This window comes from Serratia sp. LS-1 (assembly GCF_003719595.1).
GTDB lineage: Bacteria > Pseudomonadota > Gammaproteobacteria > Enterobacterales > Enterobacteriaceae > Serratia > Serratia ureilytica.
On sequence record NZ_CP033504.1, the window covers coordinates 4,103,005 to 4,124,104 of the forward strand.

At 59.4% G+C, this 21,100-nt stretch carries 25 protein-coding genes; 6 read left to right on the forward strand and 19 right to left on the reverse strand.

Translation table 11 applies throughout. The features are described 5' to 3' along the window. Positions 1-41 precede the first annotated feature (41 nt). The 8 genes from fusA to fkpA form a co-directional block, all read right to left on the reverse strand. Positions 42-2,156, reverse strand: coding sequence for an elongation factor G (fusA, locus tag EDY99_RS19650; protein WP_004930429.1), 2,115 nt, complete (start codon positions 2,154-2,156; stop codon positions 42-44). A gap of 93 nt (positions 2,157-2,249) precedes the next feature. Further along, positions 2,250-2,720 carry a 30S ribosomal protein S7 gene (gene rpsG / locus EDY99_RS19655; protein ID WP_004956203.1) on the reverse strand — a complete coding sequence of 157 codons (471 nt, stop codon included), beginning with the start codon at positions 2,718-2,720 and terminating at the stop codon, positions 2,250-2,252. A gap of 96 nt (positions 2,721-2,816) precedes the next feature. Next, positions 2,817-3,191 (reverse strand): 30S ribosomal protein S12, encoded by a 375-nt coding sequence (gene rpsL / locus EDY99_RS19660; RefSeq protein ID WP_004930426.1) that lies wholly within the window; start codon positions 3,189-3,191, stop codon positions 2,817-2,819. A 143-nt stretch (positions 3,192-3,334) separates the two neighbouring features. Then, the gene (tusB, locus tag EDY99_RS19665; protein ID WP_004930424.1) at positions 3,335-3,622 is read right to left on the reverse strand and encodes a sulfurtransferase complex subunit TusB; all 288 of its coding nucleotides are present in this window, start codon (positions 3,620-3,622) and stop codon (positions 3,335-3,337) included. Between the two features lie 9 nt (positions 3,623-3,631). Next, entirely contained in the window at positions 3,632-3,991 is a 360-nt protein-coding gene (tusC, locus tag EDY99_RS19670) for a sulfurtransferase complex subunit TusC (protein ID WP_044029960.1), read from the reverse strand. Between the two features lie 7 nt (positions 3,992-3,998). Next, positions 3,999-4,388, reverse strand: coding sequence for a sulfurtransferase complex subunit TusD (gene tusD, locus EDY99_RS19675; RefSeq protein WP_049240533.1), 390 nt, complete (start codon positions 4,386-4,388; stop codon positions 3,999-4,001). Then, positions 4,388-5,110 carry a transcriptional regulator gene (locus tag EDY99_RS19680; protein ID WP_004930418.1) on the reverse strand — a complete coding sequence of 241 codons (723 nt, stop codon included), beginning with the start codon at positions 5,108-5,110 and terminating at the stop codon, positions 4,388-4,390. Before EDY99_RS19680 ends, tusD begins: the two co-directional genes overlap by 1 nt. A gap of 372 nt (positions 5,111-5,482) precedes the next feature. Continuing rightward, positions 5,483-6,307, reverse strand: a complete 825-nt coding sequence (gene fkpA, locus EDY99_RS19685) for an FKBP-type peptidyl-prolyl cis-trans isomerase (protein WP_123062004.1) — start codon at positions 6,305-6,307, stop codon at positions 5,483-5,485. A gap of 356 nt (positions 6,308-6,663) precedes the next feature. On the opposite strand from fkpA, the gene EDY99_RS19690 reads away from it, so the two are divergent. Continuing rightward, positions 6,664-6,891: a SlyX family protein gene (locus EDY99_RS19690; protein ID WP_033645250.1), complete on the forward strand. Its 228-nt coding sequence runs from the start codon at positions 6,664-6,666 to the stop codon at positions 6,889-6,891. Positions 6,892-6,954: 63 nt separating this feature from the next. On the opposite strand, the gene slyD is transcribed toward EDY99_RS19690, so the two are convergent. The 4 genes from slyD to kefG form a co-directional block, all read right to left on the reverse strand. Further along, positions 6,955-7,542 (reverse strand): peptidylprolyl isomerase, encoded by a 588-nt coding sequence (slyD, locus tag EDY99_RS19695; RefSeq protein WP_004930407.1) that lies wholly within the window; start codon positions 7,540-7,542, stop codon positions 6,955-6,957. Between the two features lie 112 nt (positions 7,543-7,654). Continuing rightward, positions 7,655-7,858: a YheV family putative zinc ribbon protein gene (locus EDY99_RS19700; protein ID WP_015379274.1), complete on the reverse strand. Its 204-nt coding sequence runs from the start codon at positions 7,856-7,858 to the stop codon at positions 7,655-7,657. A gap of 14 nt (positions 7,859-7,872) precedes the next feature. Continuing rightward, complete coding sequence (gene kefB / locus EDY99_RS19705; protein WP_033651722.1) at positions 7,873-9,681, reverse strand: glutathione-regulated potassium-efflux system protein KefB; 1,809 nt, start codon at positions 9,679-9,681, stop codon at positions 7,873-7,875. 2 nt (positions 9,682-9,683) lie between these two features. Beyond that, a complete protein-coding gene (kefG, locus tag EDY99_RS19710; protein ID WP_028127618.1) occupies positions 9,684-10,235 on the reverse strand; it encodes a glutathione-regulated potassium-efflux system ancillary protein KefG in 552 nt (183 codons plus the stop codon). Between the two features lie 129 nt (positions 10,236-10,364). Between kefG and EDY99_RS19715 the strand changes: the two genes are divergently transcribed. Further along, positions 10,365-12,278 carry an ABC transporter ATP-binding protein gene (locus EDY99_RS19715; RefSeq protein WP_047026483.1) on the forward strand — a complete coding sequence of 638 codons (1,914 nt, stop codon included), beginning with the start codon at positions 10,365-10,367 and terminating at the stop codon, positions 12,276-12,278. A gap of 6 nt (positions 12,279-12,284) precedes the next feature. Here the strand turns inward: EDY99_RS19715 and tauD are convergent, their stop codons facing one another. The 6 genes from tauD to EDY99_RS19745 form a co-directional block, all read right to left on the reverse strand. Further along, a complete protein-coding gene (gene tauD, locus EDY99_RS19720; RefSeq protein WP_033645253.1) occupies positions 12,285-13,133 on the reverse strand; it encodes a taurine dioxygenase in 849 nt (282 codons plus the stop codon). Beyond that, a complete protein-coding gene (gene tauC, locus EDY99_RS19725) occupies positions 13,130-13,966 on the reverse strand; it encodes a taurine ABC transporter permease TauC (RefSeq protein WP_033645254.1) in 837 nt (278 codons plus the stop codon). Before tauC ends, tauD begins: the two co-directional genes overlap by 4 nt. Next, on the reverse strand, positions 13,963-14,730 hold the full coding sequence (tauB, locus tag EDY99_RS19730) for a taurine ABC transporter ATP-binding subunit (RefSeq protein ID WP_033645255.1): 768 nt from the start codon (positions 14,728-14,730) through the stop codon (positions 13,963-13,965). The genes tauC and tauB overlap by 4 nt, the downstream gene beginning before the upstream one ends. A 9-nt stretch (positions 14,731-14,739) precedes the next feature. After that, positions 14,740-15,735 carry a taurine ABC transporter substrate-binding protein gene (gene tauA, locus EDY99_RS19735; RefSeq protein ID WP_004930383.1) on the reverse strand — a complete coding sequence of 332 codons (996 nt, stop codon included), beginning with the start codon at positions 15,733-15,735 and terminating at the stop codon, positions 14,740-14,742. A gap of 114 nt (positions 15,736-15,849) precedes the next feature. Further along, positions 15,850-16,632: a PhzF family phenazine biosynthesis protein gene (locus EDY99_RS19740; protein WP_033645256.1), complete on the reverse strand. Its 783-nt coding sequence runs from the start codon at positions 16,630-16,632 to the stop codon at positions 15,850-15,852. Positions 16,633-16,643: 11 nt separating this feature from the next. Then, a complete protein-coding gene (locus tag EDY99_RS19745) occupies positions 16,644-17,246 on the reverse strand; it encodes a LysE family translocator (RefSeq protein ID WP_033645257.1) in 603 nt (200 codons plus the stop codon). A gap of 119 nt (positions 17,247-17,365) precedes the next feature. Here EDY99_RS19745 and EDY99_RS19750 point away from each other — a divergent pair, with 119 nt between their 5' ends. From EDY99_RS19750 to EDY99_RS19760, 3 genes are all read left to right on the forward strand, one after another. Further along, positions 17,366-18,346 carry a hydrolase gene (locus EDY99_RS19750; protein WP_123062005.1) on the forward strand — a complete coding sequence of 327 codons (981 nt, stop codon included), beginning with the start codon at positions 17,366-17,368 and terminating at the stop codon, positions 18,344-18,346. Continuing rightward, positions 18,343-18,576 (forward strand): YheU family protein, encoded by a 234-nt coding sequence (locus EDY99_RS19755; RefSeq protein WP_069101032.1) that lies wholly within the window; start codon positions 18,343-18,345, stop codon positions 18,574-18,576. Before EDY99_RS19750 ends, EDY99_RS19755 begins: the two co-directional genes overlap by 4 nt. Positions 18,577-18,727: 151 nt before the next feature. Beyond that, positions 18,728-19,597 (forward strand): phosphoribulokinase, encoded by an 870-nt coding sequence (locus tag EDY99_RS19760; protein WP_042785488.1) that lies wholly within the window; start codon positions 18,728-18,730, stop codon positions 19,595-19,597. Positions 19,598-19,635: 38 nt separating this feature from the next. Here the strand turns inward: EDY99_RS19760 and EDY99_RS19765 are convergent, their stop codons facing one another. Further along, the gene (locus tag EDY99_RS19765) at positions 19,636-20,043 is read right to left on the reverse strand and encodes an OsmC family protein (protein ID WP_025304517.1); all 408 of its coding nucleotides are present in this window, start codon (positions 20,041-20,043) and stop codon (positions 19,636-19,638) included. A gap of 382 nt (positions 20,044-20,425) precedes the next feature. On the opposite strand from EDY99_RS19765, the gene crp reads away from it, so the two are divergent. Continuing rightward, positions 20,426-21,058: a cAMP-activated global transcriptional regulator CRP gene (gene crp / locus EDY99_RS19770; RefSeq protein ID WP_004090925.1), complete on the forward strand. Its 633-nt coding sequence runs from the start codon at positions 20,426-20,428 to the stop codon at positions 21,056-21,058. Positions 21,059-21,100: the final 42 nt, after the last annotated feature.

Consider the following 21,100-nt stretch of genomic DNA (forward strand, 5'->3'; position numbering starts at 1 on the left):
CTTCTGGAGAGAGCACGGGACTTTGGTTTTAACCCTGCGGCTTATTTGCCACGGGCTTCGATTACGGCCTGAGCGACGTTGTTCGGTGCATCATCATACTTCAGGAATTCCATGGTGTATGATGCGCGACCTTTAGTCAGAGAACGCAGCTGAGTTGCGTAGCCGAACATTTCGGACAACGGTACTTCAGCGTGGATCTTAACGCCAGTCACTTCAGATTCCTGACCGCGCAGCATGCCGCGACGACGGCTCAAGTCACCGATAACGTCACCGGTGTTCTCTTCTGGAGTCTCAACTTCAACCTTCATGATAGGCTCAAGCAGAACTGGTTTCGCTTTCTTAAAGCCTTCTTTAAAGGCGATAGACGCGGCCAGTTTAAACGCCAGTTCAGAGGAGTCAACGTCGTGGTAAGAACCGAAGTGCAGACGAATACCCATGTCTACTACCGGGTAACCAGCCAACGGACCAGACTTCAGCTGCTCCTGGATGCCTTTATCAACGGCAGGGATGTATTCGCCAGGAATTACACCACCTTTGATGTCGTTGATGAACTCGTAACCTTTCGGGTTAGAGCCCGGCTCCAGTGGGTACATGTCGATCACAACGTGACCGTACTGACCGCGACCACCAGACTGCTTGGCGTGCTTACCTTCAACATCGGTAATCTTCGCGCGAATCGCTTCGCGGTAAGCTACCTGAGGTTTGCCCACGTTAGCTTCAACGTTGAATTCACGCTTCATGCGGTCAACGATGATGTCGAGGTGCAGTTCACCCATACCGGCGATGATGGTCTGGTTAGACTCTTCGTCAGTCCATACGCGGAATGACGGGTCTTCTTTAGCCAGACGGCCCAGAGCCAGACCCATTTTTTCTTGGTCAGCTTTGGTTTTTGGTTCAACGGCGATAGAGATTACCGGCTCAGGGAATTCCATACGCTCCAGGATGATTGGAGAGTCTGGATCACACAGGGTGTCCCCGGTGGTCACGTCTTTCAGACCGATCGCAGCGGCGATGTCGCCTGCGCGAACTTCTTTGATCTCTTCACGCTTGTTGGCGTGCATCTGAACGATACGGCCGAAACGCTCGCGCGCAGCCTTAACGGAGTTCAGCACGGTGTCGCCGGAGTTAACAACGCCGGAGTACACGCGGAAGAAGGTCAGGTTACCCACGAACGGGTCGGTAGCGATTTTGAACGCCAGCGCAGAGAACGGCTCGTCATCACTTGCGTGACGCTCAGCCGGAGTGTCTTTGCCATCGTCCAGGATACCGTTGATCGCAGGAACGTCAGTTGGTGCCGGCAGGTATTCGATTACCGCATCCAGCATCGCCTGTACGCCTTTGTTCTTGAACGCAGAACCACAGGTAACCAGGATGATTTCGTTGTTCAGCACGCGCTGACGCAGAGCGGATTTGATTTCTTCCTCGGTCAGCTCTTCGCCGCCCAGGTATTTTTCCATCAGCTCTTCGGAAGCTTCCGCAGCGGACTCGATCAGGTTCTGGCGCCATTCTTCAGCCAGATCCATCATGTCAGCCGGCACGTCTTCGTATTCGAAGGTTACGCCTGCGTCTTCTTCGTTCCAGTTGATCGCCTTCATCTTCACCAGGTCGATAACGCCGGTGAATTTGTCTTCTGCGCCGATAGCCAGCTGCAGAGGAACAGGGTTGGCGCCCAGACGAGTTTTGATCTGGCCTACAACTTTCAGGAAGTTAGCGCCCATACGGTCCATTTTGTTAACGAACGCGATACGTGGCACTTTGTATTTGTTAGCCTGACGCCATACGGTTTCAGACTGTGGCTGAACACCACCAACAGCACAGTAAACCATTACCGCGCCATCCAGCACACGCATGGAACGTTCTACTTCGATGGTGAAGTCAACGTGCCCTGGGGTGTCGATGATGTTTACGCGATGCGGTTCGAACTGCTTGGCCATACCAGACCAGAAGGCAGTAGTCGCTGCAGAAGTGATGGTAATACCACGCTCCTGCTCCTGTTCCATCCAGTCCATGGTGGCAGCGCCGTCATGAACTTCACCGATTTTGTGGTTTACACCGGTGTAGAACAGAATACGTTCGGTAGTGGTGGTTTTACCGGCGTCGATGTGAGCACTGATACCGATGTTACGGTAGCGTGCAATGGGTGTTGTACGAGCCATTTGATTCCTCTATTCCTAGGGCGTTCAAGTTCAGTTAACCCAAGCGGGCCGATTTGACGCGCCCGCTTGGTTAGCATGACTACAGCCGGATGATTACCAGCGGTAGTGGGCGAACGCCTTGTTGGCTTCGGCCATACGGTGAACGTCTTCACGCTTCTTAACAGCAGAACCTTTGTTCTCTGCTGCGTCAGACAGCTCGTTCGCCAGGCGCAGAGCCATGGATTTATCACCGCGTTTACGTGCAGCATCAACGATCCAACGCATTGCCAGAGCATTACGACGAACCGGGCGGACTTCAACTGGTACCTGATAAGTAGAACCGCCAACGCGACGCGACTTAACTTCTACAGTCGGGCGAACGTTGTCGAGAGCGACTTCGAAAGCTTCCAGGTGATCTTTACCAGAACGCTGAGCCAGGGTCTCCAGCGCGGTATAGACGATTGCTTCTGCAGTAGATTTTTTACCGTCTACCATCAGGATATTTACAAATTTGGCCAGCAGCTCAGATCCGAACTTAGGATCTGGCAGGATTTTACGTTGGCCGATTACGCGACGACGTGGCATGGAAATACTCCGTTGTTAATTCAGGATTGTCCAAAACTCTACGAGTTTATTTTGACATTAAAGTTAAAACGTTTGGCCTTACTTAACGGAGAACCATTAAGCCTTTGGCTTCTTCACGCCGTACTTGGAACGAGCTTGCTTACGGTCTTTAACACCGGAGCAGTCAAGTGCACCACGGACGGTGTGGTAACGCACACCTGGCAAGTCTTTTACACGACCGCCACGGATCAGGATTACGGAGTGTTCCTGCAGGTTGTGGCCTTCGCCACCGATGTAGGAAGTCACTTCGAAACCGTTGGTCAAACGCACACGGCAAACTTTACGCAGTGCGGAGTTTGGTTTTTTCGGGGTAGTGGTATATACGCGGGTGCATACGCCACGTTTCTGCGGGCAGGCTTCCAGCGCTGGAACGTTGCTTTTAGCAGCCTTCACAGAGCGTGGTTTGCGAACCAGCTGGTTAATTGTTGCCATTAAAAAAGCTCCTGGTTTTTGCTTCGTACTAGCTTCGTAAACATGTGATAAATCCCCTCGTATGCACTACTGGCAAAGTACGAGGACGCAGAATTTTAGGGCTGACCAGTATGGGTGTCAAGAAATATACAACATCACTCTTATCACCAGGCCATTTGGCTGCGGTGTTGTTCGGTTAATTCAACGAAGTGATTATAGCCGACGACAGTGATTTTGTGCGAAAAGTGACCAACCAATCCCCGGGCTTCCAGGTCGTCCTGCAGCGCATAAAGGGATATGGGGGCGGCGAGCAGCAATTCAAGATGAGCGCTGCCGGCAAGGCCTGCCAGCACGCCGTCCTGCAGCAGCAGCAGCGCGTCGCCCTGCGCCGTCAGGCGCAGCAGCGCAGGCAGGTCACATTGGTTTGGCGAATGGCTCAGGGTATACAGCATCAGAGGATCCTAAAACGTCATCACGGCGTCGTAGCCGTCCAGTTCGCGGCGTAGCTCGTCCGGCGCCAGCACCTCGGCGTCCAGCACCCAATCGGTCACCTGGCTCAGTCCGCGTTCCTGCAGTGAAGCCTGGCACAGATAGCACCGCTCCACGTCATACAGCGGCAGCACGCCAAAGGTGGCAATGTAATTGCGCGCCAAAATCTTTTCCGGCTGTTGGCCCGGCAACAGCTGCAATACGCCATCGCCGACAAAAAACACCCCCACATCTTCACTGAGCGCCGACGTGGCGAGCAGCGCATCCAGCCCTTCCCTGCCGCTGGCGCCGCCGTGCGGCCCATGGGTGAAAACAAAAGCGACTCGTTTCATCCTATCCTCAGAACTGCACCAGACGGTCGCAACTTAGCGACGCTTCGGCCAGGGAACCCAACCCGCTCAGGGTAAAACCGGGCTGCAGGTTGGCGCTTGCCAGCCCCTGCTGCGCCGCCTCCCGCTCATCGGTGACGCCGCGGCGCAACGCGGCGGCCACGCAGACGTTGAGCGCCACGCCGTGTTGCTGAGCCAGCTGCGCCCAACCGCGCACCAGGTCGAACTCATCGCTGGCGGGCGCGGTCAGCTGGTTGGCGTTCAATACCCCTTCACGGTAGAAAAAGACGCTGGAAAGCCGGTGTCCTTTCGCCAGCAGGGCCTGAGCGAACTGATAGGCGCTGCTGGCCTGCTGCGTGCCGTAAGCCGGACCGGTGACCAACAGACAATAATCGAGCATCAACGGTCGCTTCCCAACAGATCGCCGCTCTTGAACTGGCGGATGTACAAATACACGGTGTGTTTGGAGATATTCAGGCGATCCGCCACCTGATTGATCGCATCCTTGATGTCGAAGATGCCTTTCTCATAGAGGTTTAGCACTACCTGGCGGTTCTTGGCGTTATTGGATACCGAGCGATCGGCATTCACCTCTTCGATGGTGAACTCCAGCGTCTGCGCCACCAGATCGTCGACGGAAGAGGCGAAATTCACCGACGACGGCACGTCCTGCGTGGCCGGCGGCATAAAGGTCTGCATGATCTGCGAGAACGGCACATCGAGGTTCATGTTGATGCACAGCAGGCCGATTACCCGCTGTTCGCGATTGCGAATGGCGATGGTCACCGACTTCATCAGCACGCCGCTCTTGGCGCGGGTGAAGTAGGCTTTCGACACGCTGCTGTCGTCGCCGGCCATGTCGTGCAGCATGCGCAGCGCCAGGTCAGTGATCGGCGAACCGATTTTACGCCCGGTATGTTCCCCGTTGGCGATGCGCACCGCTGAGCTGTTCAGGTCTTCCAGCGCGTGCAATACGATCTCGCAGTGGCCGCCGATCAACATCGCCAGCCCATCGACCACCGCTTCATAGGATTTCAGGATTTCATGATCCGTTTGAGTAAACGGACGTTCATTCAGCAAATCAAGTTCGCTGGCTTCGCTGGATAAAAGCGAATTCGACATCGAAGATACCACCCTCATAGATCGCCTGTGCCAGGGGGCGCAGCTAAAACCGCTCGGACCGGATCGCTGCCGTCGTCGGCACGCCGCAGCGCGGCTGGCTGAGAGCAGCATAAACGGCACGATGACATCCGCGGGCGAGGCGGCCGGGAACAATTTTAGGTACACGCCCTAAGGGGCAGACGCATGACTGATAAGTCAGAATTATTAGTCTAGCAAAGCGACCGGAGCAAAGTCCTTGCGTTTGCGCGTGGTATTGACGTTAAGCCCGATGCCCGGCAGGCGTCAAGCGTTCAATGGAGAGAGAAGCGGCGGCGGTCGAAATGAAAACCGCCGCGGAGGGCATCCGCGGCGGTGGCAAACAGAGCGACGAGATTATTTCGCTTTGGCGTCTGCTTTCGCGTCAGCCGATTTTTCGGCTTTAGCGTCGGCTTTCGGCGCCGCTTTCACGTCCAGCAGCTCAACGTCGAACACCAGCGTGGAGTTAGCCGGGATGCCCGGAACGCCGGTTTTACCGTAGGCCAGCGCCGGTGGGATCACCAGCTTGATTTTGCCGCCTTTCTTGATGTGCTTCAGGCCTTCGGTCCAGCCAGGGATCACACCATCCAGACGGAATGACAGCGGCTCACCGCGGGTGTAGGAGTTATCGAACTCGGTACCGTCGGTCAGGGTGCCTTTGTAGTTCACCACCACGGTGTCGCTGTCTTTCGGCGCTTCACCCGCGCCCGGTTTCTCTACCTGATACAGCAGGCCGGATTCGGTTTTCTTCACGCCTTTTTCTTTAGCGAAGCTGTCGCGATACTTGGCGCCTTTGGTTTCGTTGTCCTTGGCGTCCTGCTCCATCTTCGCCTGTGCGGAAGCCTTCACGCGCGCTTCAAAGCCCTGCAGGGTCTTTTCGATGTCGGCGTCGTTCAGCTTGCTCTTGTTAGCGAAAGCGTCCTGAACGCCGGCGATCAGCTGATCTTTGTCCAGCTTGATGCCCAGCTTCTCTTGCTCTTTCAGAGAGTTGTCCATGTAACGGCCAAGAGAGGCGCCCAGTGCGTAAGCCGCTTGCTCGTCGTCGTTTTTGAACTTGCCGGTGCTTGGCGCTGCTGCCGCGTCTGCCGCCGGTTTAGCGGCATCGGCTGCCATGACCTGGGTCGCATTCAGAGCAAAAGCCATGGTGGTTGCCAGAAGCGTGACTTTAAACAAAGATTTCATCCATTTCTCCAATGTCTGAAGCAATGCCCCAAACAATCATTAGGTAAGATAACCGGGCTACTATAGCTGCCTGAAACAAAACAAAACAGTCGCACAGGTAACCAATCGAGTCAAAGTGTGACTCCCGCTTTGCCAAGAAGTTTCCCGCTGCGTGCTACTCACATGATAAATCAGATTTTTCTTGCAGAATATTCGGCGAGGTTAGCAAAAAACGGCGAATCAGGCGTGCAGCTTTTCAGCACTTTACACTGCCGATCGCAACGTTGCGCGCCGCCCAAAGAAATAGCGCGGGCAAACCCGACGCCAGCTGTTACCATAGCGCCGAATCAGGATTTTATCGCGTCAGAGGTAGCCTCATGCACAACGCCGACATTCAAAGCCTGCTACAGCGGCTTGAAGAACTGGAAAGCCGTCAGGCTTTTCAAGAGCTCACTATCGAAGAGCTCAACCAGACCGTCACCCAGCATCAGATGGAAATGCTGAAGATGCGCGAGCACCTGCGCATGTTGACCGACAAACTGCGCTCGACCCAAACCTCGATGATCGCCTCGCAATCGGAAGAAACCCCTCCGCCGCACTATTGAGGGGCGCCGCGCATAAAAAAGGGCAGCCAATGGCTGCCCTCTCGTCTCGGGATTGCGTTCTGCTTAGTGGCAGCCGCAACCGCCGTTGCCGCAACCGCCTTTACCGTGGTCGTGACCATGGTCGTGATCGTGGCTGTGGCCGTGACCGCCGCAGCAGCCTTCACCGTGCTCGTGGTGATGATCGTGCTCGCCGTGTACGTGACCGTGCGCCAGTTCTTCTGCGGTCGCTTCGCGGATCGCGACAACTTCCACGTTGAAGTTCAGGTTTTGGCCGGCCAGCATGTGGTTGCCGTCAACCACAACGTGGTCGCCGTCAACTTCAGTGATTTCAACCGGTACCGGGCCCTGATCGGTGTCAGCCAGGAAACGCATGCCGACCTGCAGTTCGTCAACGCCCATGAAGACGTCTTTCGGTACGCGCTGCACCAGGTTTTCGTCGTAGTTGCCGTACGCGTCGTTCGCGCCGACGTGAACGTCAAAACGATCGCCAACGTCGTGGCCTTCGAGCGCTTTTTCCAGACCTGCGATCAGAGAACCATGCCCGTGCAGATAGTCCAGCGGTGCGCTCACCGGAGACTCATCAACCAAAACACCGTCTTCTGTACGTACTTGGTAAGCCAGGCTGACCACCAAGTCTTTTGCTACTTTCATGATATCTCCTACCGTTGGCTACTAGGACGCGCACCGTTATCGGGATGCGCGCCTTTTCCGGACAGATTGTAACGGAAATCTGCCTCGCTGTACCCTCCGGGATAAAAAAACGCTACTTCGGCTGAAAAATGCCGATCACCTGCTCTTGCGGTCGAACGTGTTTTTCCACCTGTTGTTCGGTCTGGCGCTGGTGATGGCCGCACTTGACGCACTCCACCACTTCCACCTGATCCTCCCGCCATACCGCCAGCGTATCCATGGCGCTACAGCTCGGGCACACCGCTCCGGCGATAAATCTCTTACGTGTTGCAGACATCGTTATGCTCCCGCTTATTCGTATTCATCCCAGCCGTCAAACTGGCGACTTTCTTTTTGCATTTCGCGATGGAAGAGCTCTTCCAGCTCGCGCCGCGCCTCTTTCACGCGAGAAATTTGCGCCACGTCGCCCTGATGCGGCGGCATCAGCTCACGCAGCATGCGCATATCCAGACGACGGAAATGCTGCTGGGCGCGAAAGGCCTGATGCGGGTGCATGCCCAATTCCATCAGCGCCTTGCGCCCCAGTTCCAGCGCGCTGGAGAAGGTCTCGCGGCTGAACTGTTTTACGCCCGCCTGCAGCAGCTCATGTGCCTCCACGCGGCCGCGCGCGCGCGCCAGGATGCTCAGGTTAGGGAAGTGCTGCTGGCACAGCCGCACGATCGCCATGGTGTCTTCCGGCTCATTGCTGGTGATCACGATCGACTTGGCCTTCTCTGCGCCTGCCGCGCGCAGCAGCTCCAGCTCGGTGGCGTCGCCGTAATAGACCTTGTAACCGTAGCGACGCAGCACGCCGACGGCGCTGACGTCGCGTTCCAGTACGGTAATGCGCATTTTGTTGGCCATCAGCAGGCGGCCGATCACCTGGCCAAAACGCCCGAAGCCGACGATGATCACCTGCGGATCGTCATCTTCCACGTACGGCGTCTCCTCGTCTTCGTCTTTGGCGTTATAGCGGCGCGCCAAAATGCGATCGATGGCCTGCATCAACAGCGGCGTGGTCATCATCGACAGCGTCACCACCACCAGCAGCAAAGAGAGTTGATCCGGCTGCAGCACCTTTTGGGCGCCCGCCGCCGAAAACAGCACGAAGGCGAACTCACCGCCCTGGCTGAGCACGCCGGCGAACTGCAGGCGTACCGAACTGCGCAGGCCGAACAGGCGCGATACGCCGTAGAGCACGCCGGATTTCACCGCCACCAACGCCAACACGCCGATCAACACCTCGGCCAGATGGGTGTAGAGCACGCCGATATTCAACACCATGCCCACCGAGATAAAGAACAGCCCCAGCAGCAGCCCTTTAAACGGCTCGATGGAGATCTCCAGTTCGTGGCGGTATTCGCTCTCCGCCAGCAGCACGCCGGCGATGAAGGTGCCGAGCGCCATCGACAGGCCGAGCGTCTCCATAAACAGCGCCGAGCCGAGCACCAGCAGCAGCGCCGCGGCGGTAAAGATCTCGCGCACGCCGGAAGCGGCGATATAGCGGAACAGCGGCCGCAGCAGGAAGCGGCCGCCGATCAGCATGCCGCCGAACGCCGCCACCTTGAGCGCGATCTTCGCCCAGTCGTCGCTGGTGCCGCCGGCGCCGGCCAGAATGGGGATCAACGCCAGCGCCGGGATCACCGCCATATCCTGGAACAGCAGCACCGAGAACCCCAGCTGCCCGCCTTCGTTGCGGTTCATGCCCTTTTCGCGCATCAGCTGCAGCGCCATGGCGGTGGAAGACATCGCCAGGCCAACGCCGCCGATCACCGCCGCCTGCCAGGCGAAGTGCGTCAGGTACAGCAATGCGCCCAGCACCGCCGCGGTGATCAGCACCTGGCCGGCGCCGGCGCCGAAAATCGAGCGCCGCAGCTCCCACAGCTTGCTGGGGTTCAGCTCCAGGCCGATGATGAACATCAGGAACACCACGCCCAGCTCGGAGAAGTGCAGGATCTCGTCAACGTCGCGAATAAAACCCAATCCCCACGGGCCGATGGCGATGCCGGCGATCAGATAACCCAGCACCGCGCCGATCCCCAGGCGACGGGCGATCGGCACCGTCACCACCGCGGCAAACAGGAACAGTAAAATGGCGGTCAGTAAGGTCGATCCTTCCATGATCACCGCCCCCCGTGCGGCAGCGGGTGGCTCAGCCACTCCCCGTAGGCGTCTGCGTGGCTGCGCAGCACCTCCGGCTTTTGCCGCCGCGCCCAATAGACCACGAACGGCGTCAACCAGTGCATATGGCACATCCCGGCGGTCAACTCGAACGGCCGCAGGATATCTTCCATCGGATAATGGTTATAACCGCCGGTGCGGTAGGCGCCTTCCGGCTCGCCGGTGGTGATCACCGAACGCCAGTATTTGCCCGCCAGCGCATTGCCGCCCACGCCGCTGGCGAAGCCGCGCGCCAGCACGCGATCCAGCCATTCCTTCAGCAGCGCCGGGCAGCTGTAGGTATACAGCGGGTGCTGAAACACGATGACCTGATGCTCACGCAGCAGCTGTTGTTCGTGATGAATATCGATAAAAAAATCAGGGTAGTGCGCGTAGAGATCGTGCACGGTGACATGTTCCAATTGCTGCGCCGGTCGAAGCAAAACTCGGTTCGCCACCGAGTCATGGGATTCCGGATGGGCATACAGCAGCAAGACCTTGGGCGGCTGCGACATCATTCCCCTCCAAAGCGTCGTCAGGGTAGCGGTTTTCCGTTACCATGCATCGCAAAGACAAAAACAGCGCGCGGTGCGCGTTCTGTTACCTTAATGATAATTTAACATACTCTGAACATACGGCGCTTTATGATTGTATTCTCCTCGCTACAAATCCGACGCGGCATCCGCGTCCTGCTGGACAACGCCACGGCGACGGTTAATCCAGGTCAGAAGGTCGGCCTGGTCGGCAAAAACGGCTGCGGCAAATCCACGCTGTTGTCGCTGCTGAAGGGCGAGATCGCGGCGGACGGCGGCAGCTTCACCTTCCCCGGCAACTGGGCGCTGGCCTGGGTCAACCAGGAGACGCCGGCGCTGGACGTGCCGGCGATCGAGTATGTTATCGACGGCGACCGCGAGTTTCGCCAGCTCGAAGCCGAACTGCAGGCCGCCAACGACCGCAACGACGGCCACGCCATCGCCACCCTGCACGGCAAGCTGGACGCCATCGACGCCTGGACCATTCGTTCCCGCGCCGCCAGCCTGCTGCACGGTCTCGGCTTCTCCAACGAACAACTGCAAAGCCCGGTGCGCGACTTTTCCGGCGGCTGGCGCATGCGTCTTAACCTGGCGCAGGCGTTGGTGTGCCGTTCCGATCTGCTGCTGCTCGACGAACCGACCAACCACCTGGATCTCGATGCGGTGATCTGGCTGGAGCGCTGGCTGAAAAGCTATCCCGGCACGCTGGTGCTTATCTCGCACGACCGCGACTTCCTCGATCCGATCGTCGACAAGATCCTGCATATCGAACAGCAGACGATGAACGAGTACACCGGCAACTACTCGTCGTTCGAACGCCAACGCGCCACCAAACTGGCGCAGCAGCAGTCGCTGTATCAGCACCAGCAAGAAAAAGTGGCGCACCTGCAAAGCTATATCGACCGTTTCCGCGCGCAGGCGACCAAGGCCAAGCAGGCGCAGAGCCGCATCAAGATGCTGGAACGCATGGAGCTGATCGCCCCGGCGCACGTCGACAACCCGTTCACCTTCAGCTTCCGCCCGCCGGAAAGCCTGCCGAACCCGCTGCTGCGCATGGAAAAAGTCAGCGCCGGGTACGGCGACAAGGTGATCCTGAAGTCCATCAAACTGAACCTGGTGCCCGGCTCACGCATTGGCCTGCTCGGCCGCAACGGCGCCGGTAAATCGACGTTGATCAAACTGCTGGCCGGCACCCTGGAGCCGCTGAGCGGCGAGATCGGCCTGGCGAAAGGCATCAAGCTGGGTTACTTCGCTCAGCACCAGCTGGAATTCCTGCGCGCCGACGAGTCGCCGCTGCAGCACCTGAGCCGCATCGCGCCACGGGTACTGGAGCAACAGCTGCGCGATTATCTGGGCGGTTTCGGCTTCCAGGGCGACAAGGTCAGTGAAATCACCGAACGCTTCTCCGGCGGCGAGAAGGCGCGGCTGGTGCTGGCGCTGATCGTCTGGCAGCGCCCGAACCTGCTGCTGCTCGATGAACCGACCAACCACCTGGATCTCGACATGCGCCAGGCGCTGACCGAGGCGCTGATCGATTTCGAAGGCGCATTGGTGGTGGTCTCGCACGACCGTCACCTGCTGCGCTCCACCACCGACGATCTGTACCTGGTGCACGATGGCCAGGTCGAGCCTTTCGAAGGCGATCTCGACGATTATCAGCAGTGGCTGATCGATCTGCAGCGCCAGGAAAGCCAACAGGACGCGCCGGAAAAAGAGAGCGGCAGCAACAGCGCACAGGCGCGCAAGGATCAAAAACGCCGCGAGGCGGAGTTCCGTACGCAAACCCAACCGCTGCGCAAGCAGATCGCCAAACTGGAACAGCAGATGGAAAAACTGGGCGCCGAACTGGCGGCGGTGGAAGAGCAGTTGGCGGATTCCGCACTGTACGACATCAGCCGCAAGGCCGAGTTGACCGACTGCCTGCAAAAGCAGAGCCAGGTCAAATCCGCGCTGGAAGAGACGGAAATGACCTGGCTGGATGCGCAGGAACAGCTGGAGCAGTTAACGCAGGCGTTCGACGCCTAACCGTTTTTACGCCTTGTAAAAGGGCTTGTCCCCCAGAATGGTCGCGCGGTGCATGATGCGCCGCTGCGGCAGATAATCCGCGTTGGCGTAGTGCTGCGTCACGCGGTTATCCCAGATCGCCACGTCATTCTCCTGCCAACGCCAGCGCACCTGAAACTCCGGTTTGGTGATGTGAGCAAACAGGAAATTCAGTAAAGCGTCGCTCTCCTTCGGCGCCAGATCGACGATCCGCGTGGTGAACCCTTCATTGACGAACAGCGCCTGCCGGCCGCTGACCGGATGGGTACGCACCACCGGATGCAACAGCGGCGGGTTTTTCTGCACCGCCAGTTGCCAGCGCTGATGCTCTTCTTCACTGCCGCGATGCTTGTGCTCCGGGAACGACTTGGTGAAGTCATGTTCCGCGCGCAGCCCCGCGAGCAGCGTTCTGAACGGCGCCGACAGCGCCTCATAGGCGGCGATGCCGCTGGCCCACAGCGTATCGCCGCCGGTGGCAGGCAGCGTCTTGGCCGCCAGGATCGCCCCCAGCGGCGGGTTCTCGATAAAGGTCACGTCGGTGTGCCAGTTGTCGTTATCCGGCGGGTTGTCGTCGTGGGTATCGAGCACGATGATCTCTTCCACGTCGGTGGCGTGCGGATAGACCGGATGGATGTGCAGATCGCCGAAGCGGCCGGCCAGATCGCGCTGCTGCAGCGGCGTGATCGGCTGATTGCGGAAGAACAGCACCTGATGCTTGAGCAGCGCATGATAAAGCTGTTCAAACTGGCCGTCGCCCAGCGGCCGGGCCAACTCGACGTTTTCCACCAGCGCCCCGATGTAAGGCCCCAGCGGGGTGATATTCAGACGTTCGTTCATTGCTGTACTCCATGCCACGGGGTCAATCGGCGCTGCAGGGCGCGCAGCCCCAGCTCCAACCCAAATGCAATCACCGCAATCACGCCGATGCCGGCCAGCACCACGTCGGTCGCCAGAAACTCACCGGCGGATTGCACCATAAATCCCAGGCCGCGCGTGGCGGCGATCAGTTCGGCGGCTACCAGCGTCGACCAGCCGACGCCCAGCCCGATGCGAATGCCGGTCAGGATCTCCGGCAGCGCGCTCGGCAGCACCACGAAACGCAGCACCTGCCAACGCGTGGCGCCCAACGCGCGGGCGGCGCGCACCCGTACCTGCGCCACGCTGCGCACGCCCGCCACGGCGGACAGCGTCACCGGCGCGAAAATCGCCAGATAAATCAGCAAGATCTTCGAGGTTTCGCCGATGCCGAACCAAATCACCATCAGCGGCAAATACGCCAACGGCGGCACCGGACGATAGATCTCAATCAGCGGATCGAGGATGCCGCGCACCGTGTCGTTCAGCCCCATGGCGATGCCCACCGGAATGCCGACGATCACCGCCGCCAGCAGCGCCACCAAAATGCGCCCCAGGCTGGCCGCCAGATGCTGCCACAGCGTGGCGTCCATAAAGCCTTGCGGGCTGGCGATGGTGATCAGCTGATGCAATACCTGCTGCGGCGCCGGCAGGAACAGCGGGCTGATCAGCTGCAGCGCCGTCACGCCCCACCAGACGATCAACACCGTCAACAGCGTGGCGCCGCTCAGCCAAACGTTGCGCGGCACGCTGAAACGGCGCGTCGCTTTGCCCTGCGGCTGCGCCGCGGCCTTTAACGTGGAATGCAGGCTCATAACAAGGCCTCGCGCTGTTGGAAAACTTTGCCCAGCACGTATTCGCGCTGCGCGATAAATTCAGGATCGGACTTAATTGAGCGGCAGGCTTCGCCGTCGGCATAGCGTTGGCCGAAGTTCAGCGACAGCCGCTCCACCACCTGCCCCGGCCCCGGCGACAGCAGCAACAGCTCGCTGGCGAGGAACACCGCCTCTTCAATATCGTGAGTGATCAGCAGCACCTGCTTGCCGGTATCGCGCCAGATGGTCAGCAGCAGCTCTTGCATCTGCTCGCGAGTGAACGCGTCCAGCGCGCCGAACGGTTCATCCAGCAACAGCAGACGCGGATCGGCGGCCAGGGCGCGGGCGATGCCGACGCGTTGGCGCATGCCGCCGGAAAGCTGCCAGATGAAATGCCGCTCGTAACCGGCCAGACCGACGCGCTGCAACATCTGCTCCGCCACCTGGCGGCGCTGCGCCTTGCCGACGCCGGCCAGCTGCAGGCCGAACTCGACGTTGTCCACCACGTTACGCCACGGCAGTAAACCCTCATGCTGGAACACCACGCCCCGTTCGGCGCTTGGGCCATGAACGGACGTTCCATCCAGCGTGATGCTGCCAGCTGAAGGCTCGATAAACCCGGCGATTAAATTCAGCAGCGTGGTTTTGCCGCAGCCCGACGGGCCGAGCACCACCACCAGTTGCCCGGCGGCGATCTGGAACGACACGTCACGCAGCGCGGGCCGCCCCTGATATTCTGCTGAAAGATGGCTGACGTTTAGCATCCTGCTTCCTTACGACTGCGGCGCAGCCTGCACCTGTTTCACAAAACGGTCGGTCACATAAGCGCTGTAATCGCTGTCGACCTGCGGGATCTTGCCCTGCTGCTTGAGGAACTCGGCGGTATCGCGGATTGCCTTGTCCACCGGCTGGCCGAGTTGGGCGACCTGATCCGCCACCGGCAGATAACGGTTCCCCTTCACCAGCTCCGGCACCTGCGCTTCCGGCACGCCGCTCAAGCGCGCCAAGGTGCTGAGATGGCTCGGATCTTTCAGCCACTGTTCCGGCGCCGCCAGGTAGGCCTTCTGCGCCTGCAGGGCGCTGGCGGCAAAGGCGGTCACCACGTCGGGATGTTTCTCGGCAAAGTCTTTGCGCACCACCCACACGTCCAGGGTTGGCGAACCCCATTCGCCCACCTGCGCGGAGTCGGTCAACACCTTGCCTTGTTTGGCCAGTTCGTTGACCACCGGCGCCCAGACGTAGGCGCCGTCGATGTCGCCGCGCTGCCAGGCGGCGGCGATGGCCGGCGGCTGCAGATTGAGGATCTTCACCTGTTCAGGCTTGATGCCCCAATGTTTGAGCGAGGCCAGCAGGCTGTAATGGGTGGTGGAGATAAACGGCACCGCGATGCGCTTGCCGATCAGATCCTGCGGGCTTTTGATGTCATTCTTCACCACCAGCGCTTCGGAACTGCCGAGCTGCGAGGCGATGAGGAACACTTCGATGGGGAGTTTTTGGCTGGCGGCCACCGCCAGCGGGCTGGAGCCGATATTGCCGATCTGCACGTCGCCGGAGGCCAGCGCGCGCAACACGCTGGAGCCGCTGTCGAACTTACGCCAGTCGACGGTCGCACCGGACTGTTTGGCGAAGCTGTTTTCCGCCTGCGCCACCTTGGCCGGCTCCGCCGACGTCTGGTACGCCACGGTGACGTCCACCGCATAGGCGCTGGCAGCGCTGAGCGACAGCGCCAGCAGCGCCGCGTTGCGTAAAGAAAAGAGTTTGCCCGCCATGTTCCGCTCCGTTGATAAAAATCTGTTCAGTTGCTGACAGTTTTATCTGAGCGATGACGGGCGATAAAAGAATAAAAAAGTCTTCTTTATTACCTTAGGTAATATTAAAGCGAATCACAGCACGATCGTCCCGCGCAAGAACACGTGAGCGTAGCCGCCGAGCAGCGTGCGGTCCCCTTGCAGTTCGCAGAACAGCTCGCCGCCGCGCGCCGAAATCTGCCGGGCGTGCAGCCGATGGCGGCCGAGACGCGCCGTCCAGTAAGGCATCAACGTACAATGCGCGGAACCGGTCACCGGATCCTCGCCGCCGTCGAGCGTGAAATAGCGCGAAACGAAGTCCACGGTGTCACCCGGCGCGGTGACGATCACCGCGCGGCCGGCCAATGCGATCAGCGCCGGGATGTCCGGGCGCAGCGCGCGCACCTGCGCCTCATTTTCCACCACCGCCAGCAGCGCTTTCGCCTGCCACACTTCCTGCGGCTGCACGCCCAGCAGCGCCGCGAGGCCCGCCGGTTCGGCGACTTTCTGCGGCGGCCTGGCGGGGAAATCAAGCACCAGCCGCTCCCCATCCCGCTCATCGCGCTTGACGAACAGCTCGCCGCCGGCCGATCTGAAGCGAATATCCTTCAGCGCCGGGTTAACCGCGCTGAACATCACATGCGCCGCCGCCAGCGTGCCATGGCCGCAAAGATCGACCTCACGCTCCGGGGTAAACCAGCGAATGGCGGTCATGTCGCCGTCATCCCAGACAAAGCTGGTCTCCGGCAGGCCGATCTCGTTGGCGATCGCCTGCAGCCGCTCCGTCGGCAGTGGCTGCGTCAGCAGGCAGACCCCGGCCGGGTTGCCGCGCAGCCCCTCACCGGTAAAGGCGACCACGTGATAATAGTTTTCCGCCATCGTTCCGCTCCTTAATGCCAAATCAGTAATACACAGGCTGCAGTCAGCAGCCCCATGGAAACGTTGAAGATAATCCAGGCCTTTTTGCTGCGCAGCAGGCGGCCGATCACCGTGCCGAACGCCAGCCAGATAACGCCGGCGACGATGTTGACCGCCAAAATGCCCAGCGCGATCGCCGCAATGGAACCGTTGTACTTATCGCCCGCCAGACTGAAGCTCGCCACCGCGCCCAGCGCCATCAGCCAGGCTTTCGGGTTGAGGAACTGCAACAGCCAGCCCTGATACAGCCGCACCGGCTGCGGCGGCGCCACGTCGGTTTCCAGCTTTTCATAGGCGGCGGTGGCGACTTTCCACGCCAGCCACAGCAGGTACAAACTGCCGAGGATTTTCAGGATCAGGTGCAGCGACGGGTAAACCAGGATCAGGCTGCCGACGCCGAAGGCCACCAGCAGCAAAATGCTTTGCATGCCGAGCATGATGCCAATCATCAGCCACAGCGAACGCATAAAGCCGAAATGAGCGCCGGAGGTGGTCAGCAGCAGGTTATTGGGGCCAGGCGTGATGGCGGCGACCCACAGGAAGCCCAGCATCGAAAGGAATAAACTCGGTTCCATGGCACGGGTGCTCCTCACCCAAGGCGCTTTTTTGCAGTATCATTGTCAGTTATTGGTATTGAAGCTAACAGTGCGCCTGGGATCTCACAATAGTCGCCAACAACATTTTTACTCCGCCTATGCATGACGTCTTTCGCCCCCTGACCGGGGCCAGTAACCCGCACCTGCAAACGCTGTTGCCGCGGCTGGTGCGCCGCCGCGTGTTATTGAAACCGCATTGGCAACGGCTGGAATTGCCCGACGGCGATTTCGTCGATCTCGCCTGGAGCGAGGATCCGGCGCAGGCGCGCGATAAACCGCGCGCGGTGCTGTTCCACGGTCTGGAGGGCAGCTTCTACAGCCCCTACGCGCATGGCCTGCTCAACGCCTGGCGCGAACGTGGCTGGCTCGGGGTGGTGATGCACTTTCGCGGCTGCAGCGGCGTGCCCAACCGCAAACAGCGCATCTACCACTCCGGCGAAACCGAAGACGCGCGTTTCTTCCTGCGCTGGCTGCACGACAGCTACGGCGAGGTGCCAACCGCGGCAGTAGGCGTTTCGCTCGGCGGCAACATGCTGGCCTGTTATCTGGCGCAGCAAGGCGCCGACAGCCTGCTGCAGGCGGCGGTGGTGGTCTCGGCGCCGCTGATGCTGGAGCCCTGCGCCTATCGCATGGAGCAAGGCTTCTCCCGCGTCTATCAGCGCTACCTGTTGGGGCAGCTGAAACAAAACGCCACCCGCAAACTGTTGCACTACCCGGACACCCTGCCGCTCAAGCTGTCGCAGCTGAACGGGTTGCGGCGCATCCGCGAATTCGACGACGCCATCACCTCGCGCATTCACGGCTTCAGCGACGCCACCGATTATTATCGCCGCTGCAGCGCCCTGCCGCTGTTGCCGGCGATCCAAACGCCGCTGCTGATCATCCATGCGAAGGACGATCCCTTCATGACCCATGAGGTGATCCCCGACGTCGCCGGCCTGCCGCGCAATATCGAATATCAGCTGACCGAGTTCGGCGGCCACGTCGGCTTTGTCGGCGGCACGCTGAAAAAACCGCACATGTGGCTGGAGCATCGCATTCCGGCCTGGCTTTCCCCTTATCTGGACATCCCGACGTGATCATTCCCTGGCAAGAACTGGCAACCGACACCCTGAACAGCCTGATCGAATCCTTTGTGCTGCGTGAAGGCACCGATTACGGCGAGCACGAACGATCGCTGGAGCAGAAGGTGGAGGACGTGCGCCGCCAGCTGAAAAACGGCGAGGTGGTGCTGGTGTGGTCGGAACTGCATGAGAGCGTCAACATCATGCCGCGCGGTCAGATCCGCGCCGGGCAGGAAGAAATTTAGTGGCGCCCGGTTCTATGACTGACGGAAAAAATCAGGTAACAATGGGACATTGCAAACCAGCGCGCGCCATTTTTTCCTGACATAGAGAGCGTCAACAAGAGCCACAATAATCCCCTGACGCCGGCGCATTCAACACGGAGTGACAACTACCATGTCTGCCAAACATCCCGTTATCGCGGTGACCGGTTCCAGCGGCGCCGGCACCACCACCACCAGCGTGGCGTTCCGCAAAATCTTCCAACAGCTCAACATTCGCGCCGCCGAGCTGGAGGGCGACAGCTTCCACCGCTACACCCGGCCGGAAATGGACGCGGCGATCCGCAAGGCGCGCGATCTGGGCAGACACATCAGCTATTTCGGCCCCGAGGCCAACGACTTCGGCCTGCTGCAGCAGAGCTTTATCGAGTACGGCAAAAATGGCACCGGCCGTTCGCGCAAGTACCTGCACACCTACGACGAAGCGGTACCCTACAATCAGGTGCCGGGCACCTTCACCCCGTGGGAGCCGCTGCCGGCGCCGACCGACGTGCTGTTCTACGAGGGGCTGCACGGCGGTGTGGTCACCGAACACCATGACGTGGCCAACCACGTCGATCTGCTGGTCGGCGTGGTGCCGATCGTCAACCTGGAGTGGATCCAGAAGCTGATCCGCGATACCGGCGAACGCGGCCACTCCCGCGAGGCGGTGATGGATTCGGTGGTGCGTTCGATGGAAGACTACATCAACTACATCACGCCGCAGTTCTCGCGCACCCACATCAACTTCCAGCGCGTACCGACGGTGGATACTTCCAACCCGTTCGCCGCCAAAGCCATTCCCTCATTGGATGAAAGCTTCGTGGTGATCCACTTCCGCGGGCTGGATCAGATTGACTTCCCCTATTTGCTGGCGATGCTGCAGGGCTCGTTTATCTCGCACATCAATACGTTAGTGGTGCCGGGCGGCAAGATGGGGCTGGCGATGGAGCTGATCATGGCGCCGCTGGTGCAGCGGCTGCTGGAAGGCAAGAAGATCGAATAAACGCGTTGAGCGCGGCGGCGGGCCGCGCTCCGTCTCGATTACGCCGGCTGGCGGATCTCGAAGCTGTGGGTCACCGTAGCGGCCTTGTTGAGCATCAGCGCCACCGAGCAGTACTTCTCCGCCGACAGGTTCACCGCTCGCTCTACGATTTTGTCGGTCAGATCCTGGCCGGTGACGATGAAGTGCAGGTTGATATGGGTGAACAACCGCGGGGCTTCTGCACGGCGCTCGGAGGTCAGCTTCACCTCGCAGTCGCGCACGTCGTTGCGCCCTTTTTGCAGGATGGACACCACGTCGATCGCGCTGCAGCCACCCACCGACATCAGCACCATCTCCATCGGGCTGGGCGCTTTATCGCCGGCGTTGCCGTCCATCAGCACCTGGTGGCCGGAGGCCGATTCACCCAAAAACGTTAACCCTTCCACCCACTTAACTCTTGCCTGCATTCTGGTCACTCCGGTTGATTTCTTAAAATCAGAGTACGCTTTCGCATAGAAACAGGCAACGTAACCTGATGCTAATCATGCTGAAGCGAGACAACACGAGACACCCGCCTTACTCTGTGCTACAAACAGAGCCGCAATAAATCTTTCCGGGACACTGAATTTCAGGGAAACGCCCAGAGAAAGGCTCCTTTACCGGTATGTTAACAGAATGTAGCTTGCAGCGCTTACGGCAAGTTAATATGCTAGAGCGACAGCGTATTTTTATGACACGCCTCAAAACTTGCCGGTAGCCCTCGCTCATAACTGCGGCTACAGGCGGGTTTTACAGGGAACTCTGACCCCTGTGACACAAGGCAGCGATAACAACAGAGGATAACAGCGAATGGTTCTCGGCAAACCGCAAACAGACCCTACTCTCGAATGGTTCCTGTCTCATTGCCATATCCACAAATATCCATCGAAGAGTACGCTGATTCACCAAGGTGAAAAGGCCGAAACGCTTTACTACATCGTGAAAGGCTCCGTCGCGGTGCTGATCAAGGATGAAGAAGGTAAAGAGATGATCCTGTCCTACCTCAACCAGGGGGATTTCATCGGCGAGCTCGGATTGTTCGAAGAAGGTCAGGAGCGCAGCGCCTGGGTTCGCGCCAAAACCGCCTGTGAAGTGGCCGAAATTTCCTACAAGAAATTCCGCCAGCTGATCCAGGTGAACCCGGACATCCTGATGCGTCTGTCCGCCCAAATGGCGAGCCGCCTGCAGGTTACCTCCGAAAAAGTGGGCAACCTCGCCTTCCTGGACGTCACCGGCCGCATCGCGCAAACCCTGCTGAATCTGGCGAAGCAACCCGACGCCATGACTCACCCGGACGGCATGCAGATCAAGATCACCCGCCAGGAAATCGGCCAGATCGTCGGCTGCTCGCGTGAAACCGTTGGCCGTATTCTGAAAATGCTGGAAGACCAAAACCTGATTTCCGCCCACGGCAAAACCATTGTCGTCTACGGCACCCGTTAATCCCTGAAGAAACGGCGCAATCTGCGCCGTTTTTTTGTCCGT

Coding starts and splice junctions, on each gene's coding strand:
- EDY99_RS19680 (WP_004930418.1), bottom strand. CDS start 5,110: ATGTCGAATTCGCTTTTATCCAGCGAAGCCAGCGAACTTGATTTGCTG.
- slyD (WP_004930407.1), bottom strand. CDS start 7,542: ATGAAAGTAGCAAAAGACTTGGTGGTCAGCCTGGCTTACCAAGTACGT.
- kefG (WP_028127618.1), bottom strand. CDS start 10,235: ATGTCGCAGCCGCCCAAGGTCTTGCTGCTGTATGCCCATCCGGAATCC.
- EDY99_RS19745 (WP_033645257.1), bottom strand. CDS start 17,246: ATGGAACCGAGTTTATTCCTTTCGATGCTGGGCTTCCTGTGGGTCGCC.
- crp (WP_004090925.1), top strand. CDS start 20,426: ATGGTTCTCGGCAAACCGCAAACAGACCCTACTCTCGAATGGTTCCTG.
- EDY99_RS19765 (WP_025304517.1), bottom strand. CDS start 20,043: ATGCAGGCAAGAGTTAAGTGGGTGGAAGGGTTAACGTTTTTGGGTGAA.
- EDY99_RS19690 (WP_033645250.1), top strand. CDS start 6,664: ATGCACAACGCCGACATTCAAAGCCTGCTACAGCGGCTTGAAGAACTG.
- tauB (WP_033645255.1), bottom strand. CDS start 14,730: ATGCTAAACGTCAGCCATCTTTCAGCAGAATATCAGGGGCGGCCCGCG.
- EDY99_RS19740 (WP_033645256.1), bottom strand. CDS start 16,632: ATGGCGGAAAACTATTATCACGTGGTCGCCTTTACCGGTGAGGGGCTG.
- rpsL (WP_004930426.1), bottom strand. CDS start 3,191: ATGGCAACAATTAACCAGCTGGTTCGCAAACCACGCTCTGTGAAGGCT.
- fkpA (WP_123062004.1), bottom strand. CDS start 6,307: ATGAAATCTTTGTTTAAAGTCACGCTTCTGGCAACCACCATGGCTTTT.
- rpsG (WP_004956203.1), bottom strand. CDS start 2,720: ATGCCACGTCGTCGCGTAATCGGCCAACGTAAAATCCTGCCAGATCCT.
- tusC (WP_044029960.1), bottom strand. CDS start 3,991: ATGAAACGAGTCGCTTTTGTTTTCACCCATGGGCCGCACGGCGGCGCC.
- EDY99_RS19715 (WP_047026483.1), top strand. CDS start 10,365: ATGATTGTATTCTCCTCGCTACAAATCCGACGCGGCATCCGCGTCCTG.
- tusB (WP_004930424.1), bottom strand. CDS start 3,622: ATGCTGTATACCCTGAGCCATTCGCCAAACCAATGTGACCTGCCTGCG.
- kefB (WP_033651722.1), bottom strand. CDS start 9,681: ATGGAAGGATCGACCTTACTGACCGCCATTTTACTGTTCCTGTTTGCC.
- tauD (WP_033645253.1), bottom strand. CDS start 13,133: ATGAACGAACGTCTGAATATCACCCCGCTGGGGCCTTACATCGGGGCG.
- tauA (WP_004930383.1), bottom strand. CDS start 15,735: ATGGCGGGCAAACTCTTTTCTTTACGCAACGCGGCGCTGCTGGCGCTG.
- fusA (WP_004930429.1), bottom strand. CDS start 2,156: ATGGCTCGTACAACACCCATTGCACGCTACCGTAACATCGGTATCAGT.
- tusD (WP_049240533.1), bottom strand. CDS start 4,388: ATGCTCGATTATTGTCTGTTGGTCACCGGTCCGGCTTACGGCACGCAG.
- EDY99_RS19700 (WP_015379274.1), bottom strand. CDS start 7,858: ATGTCTGCAACACGTAAGAGATTTATCGCCGGAGCGGTGTGCCCGAGC.
- EDY99_RS19760 (WP_042785488.1), top strand. CDS start 18,728: ATGTCTGCCAAACATCCCGTTATCGCGGTGACCGGTTCCAGCGGCGCC.
- EDY99_RS19750 (WP_123062005.1), top strand. CDS start 17,366: ATGCATGACGTCTTTCGCCCCCTGACCGGGGCCAGTAACCCGCACCTG.
- tauC (WP_033645254.1), bottom strand. CDS start 13,966: ATGAGCCTGCATTCCACGTTAAAGGCCGCGGCGCAGCCGCAGGGCAAA.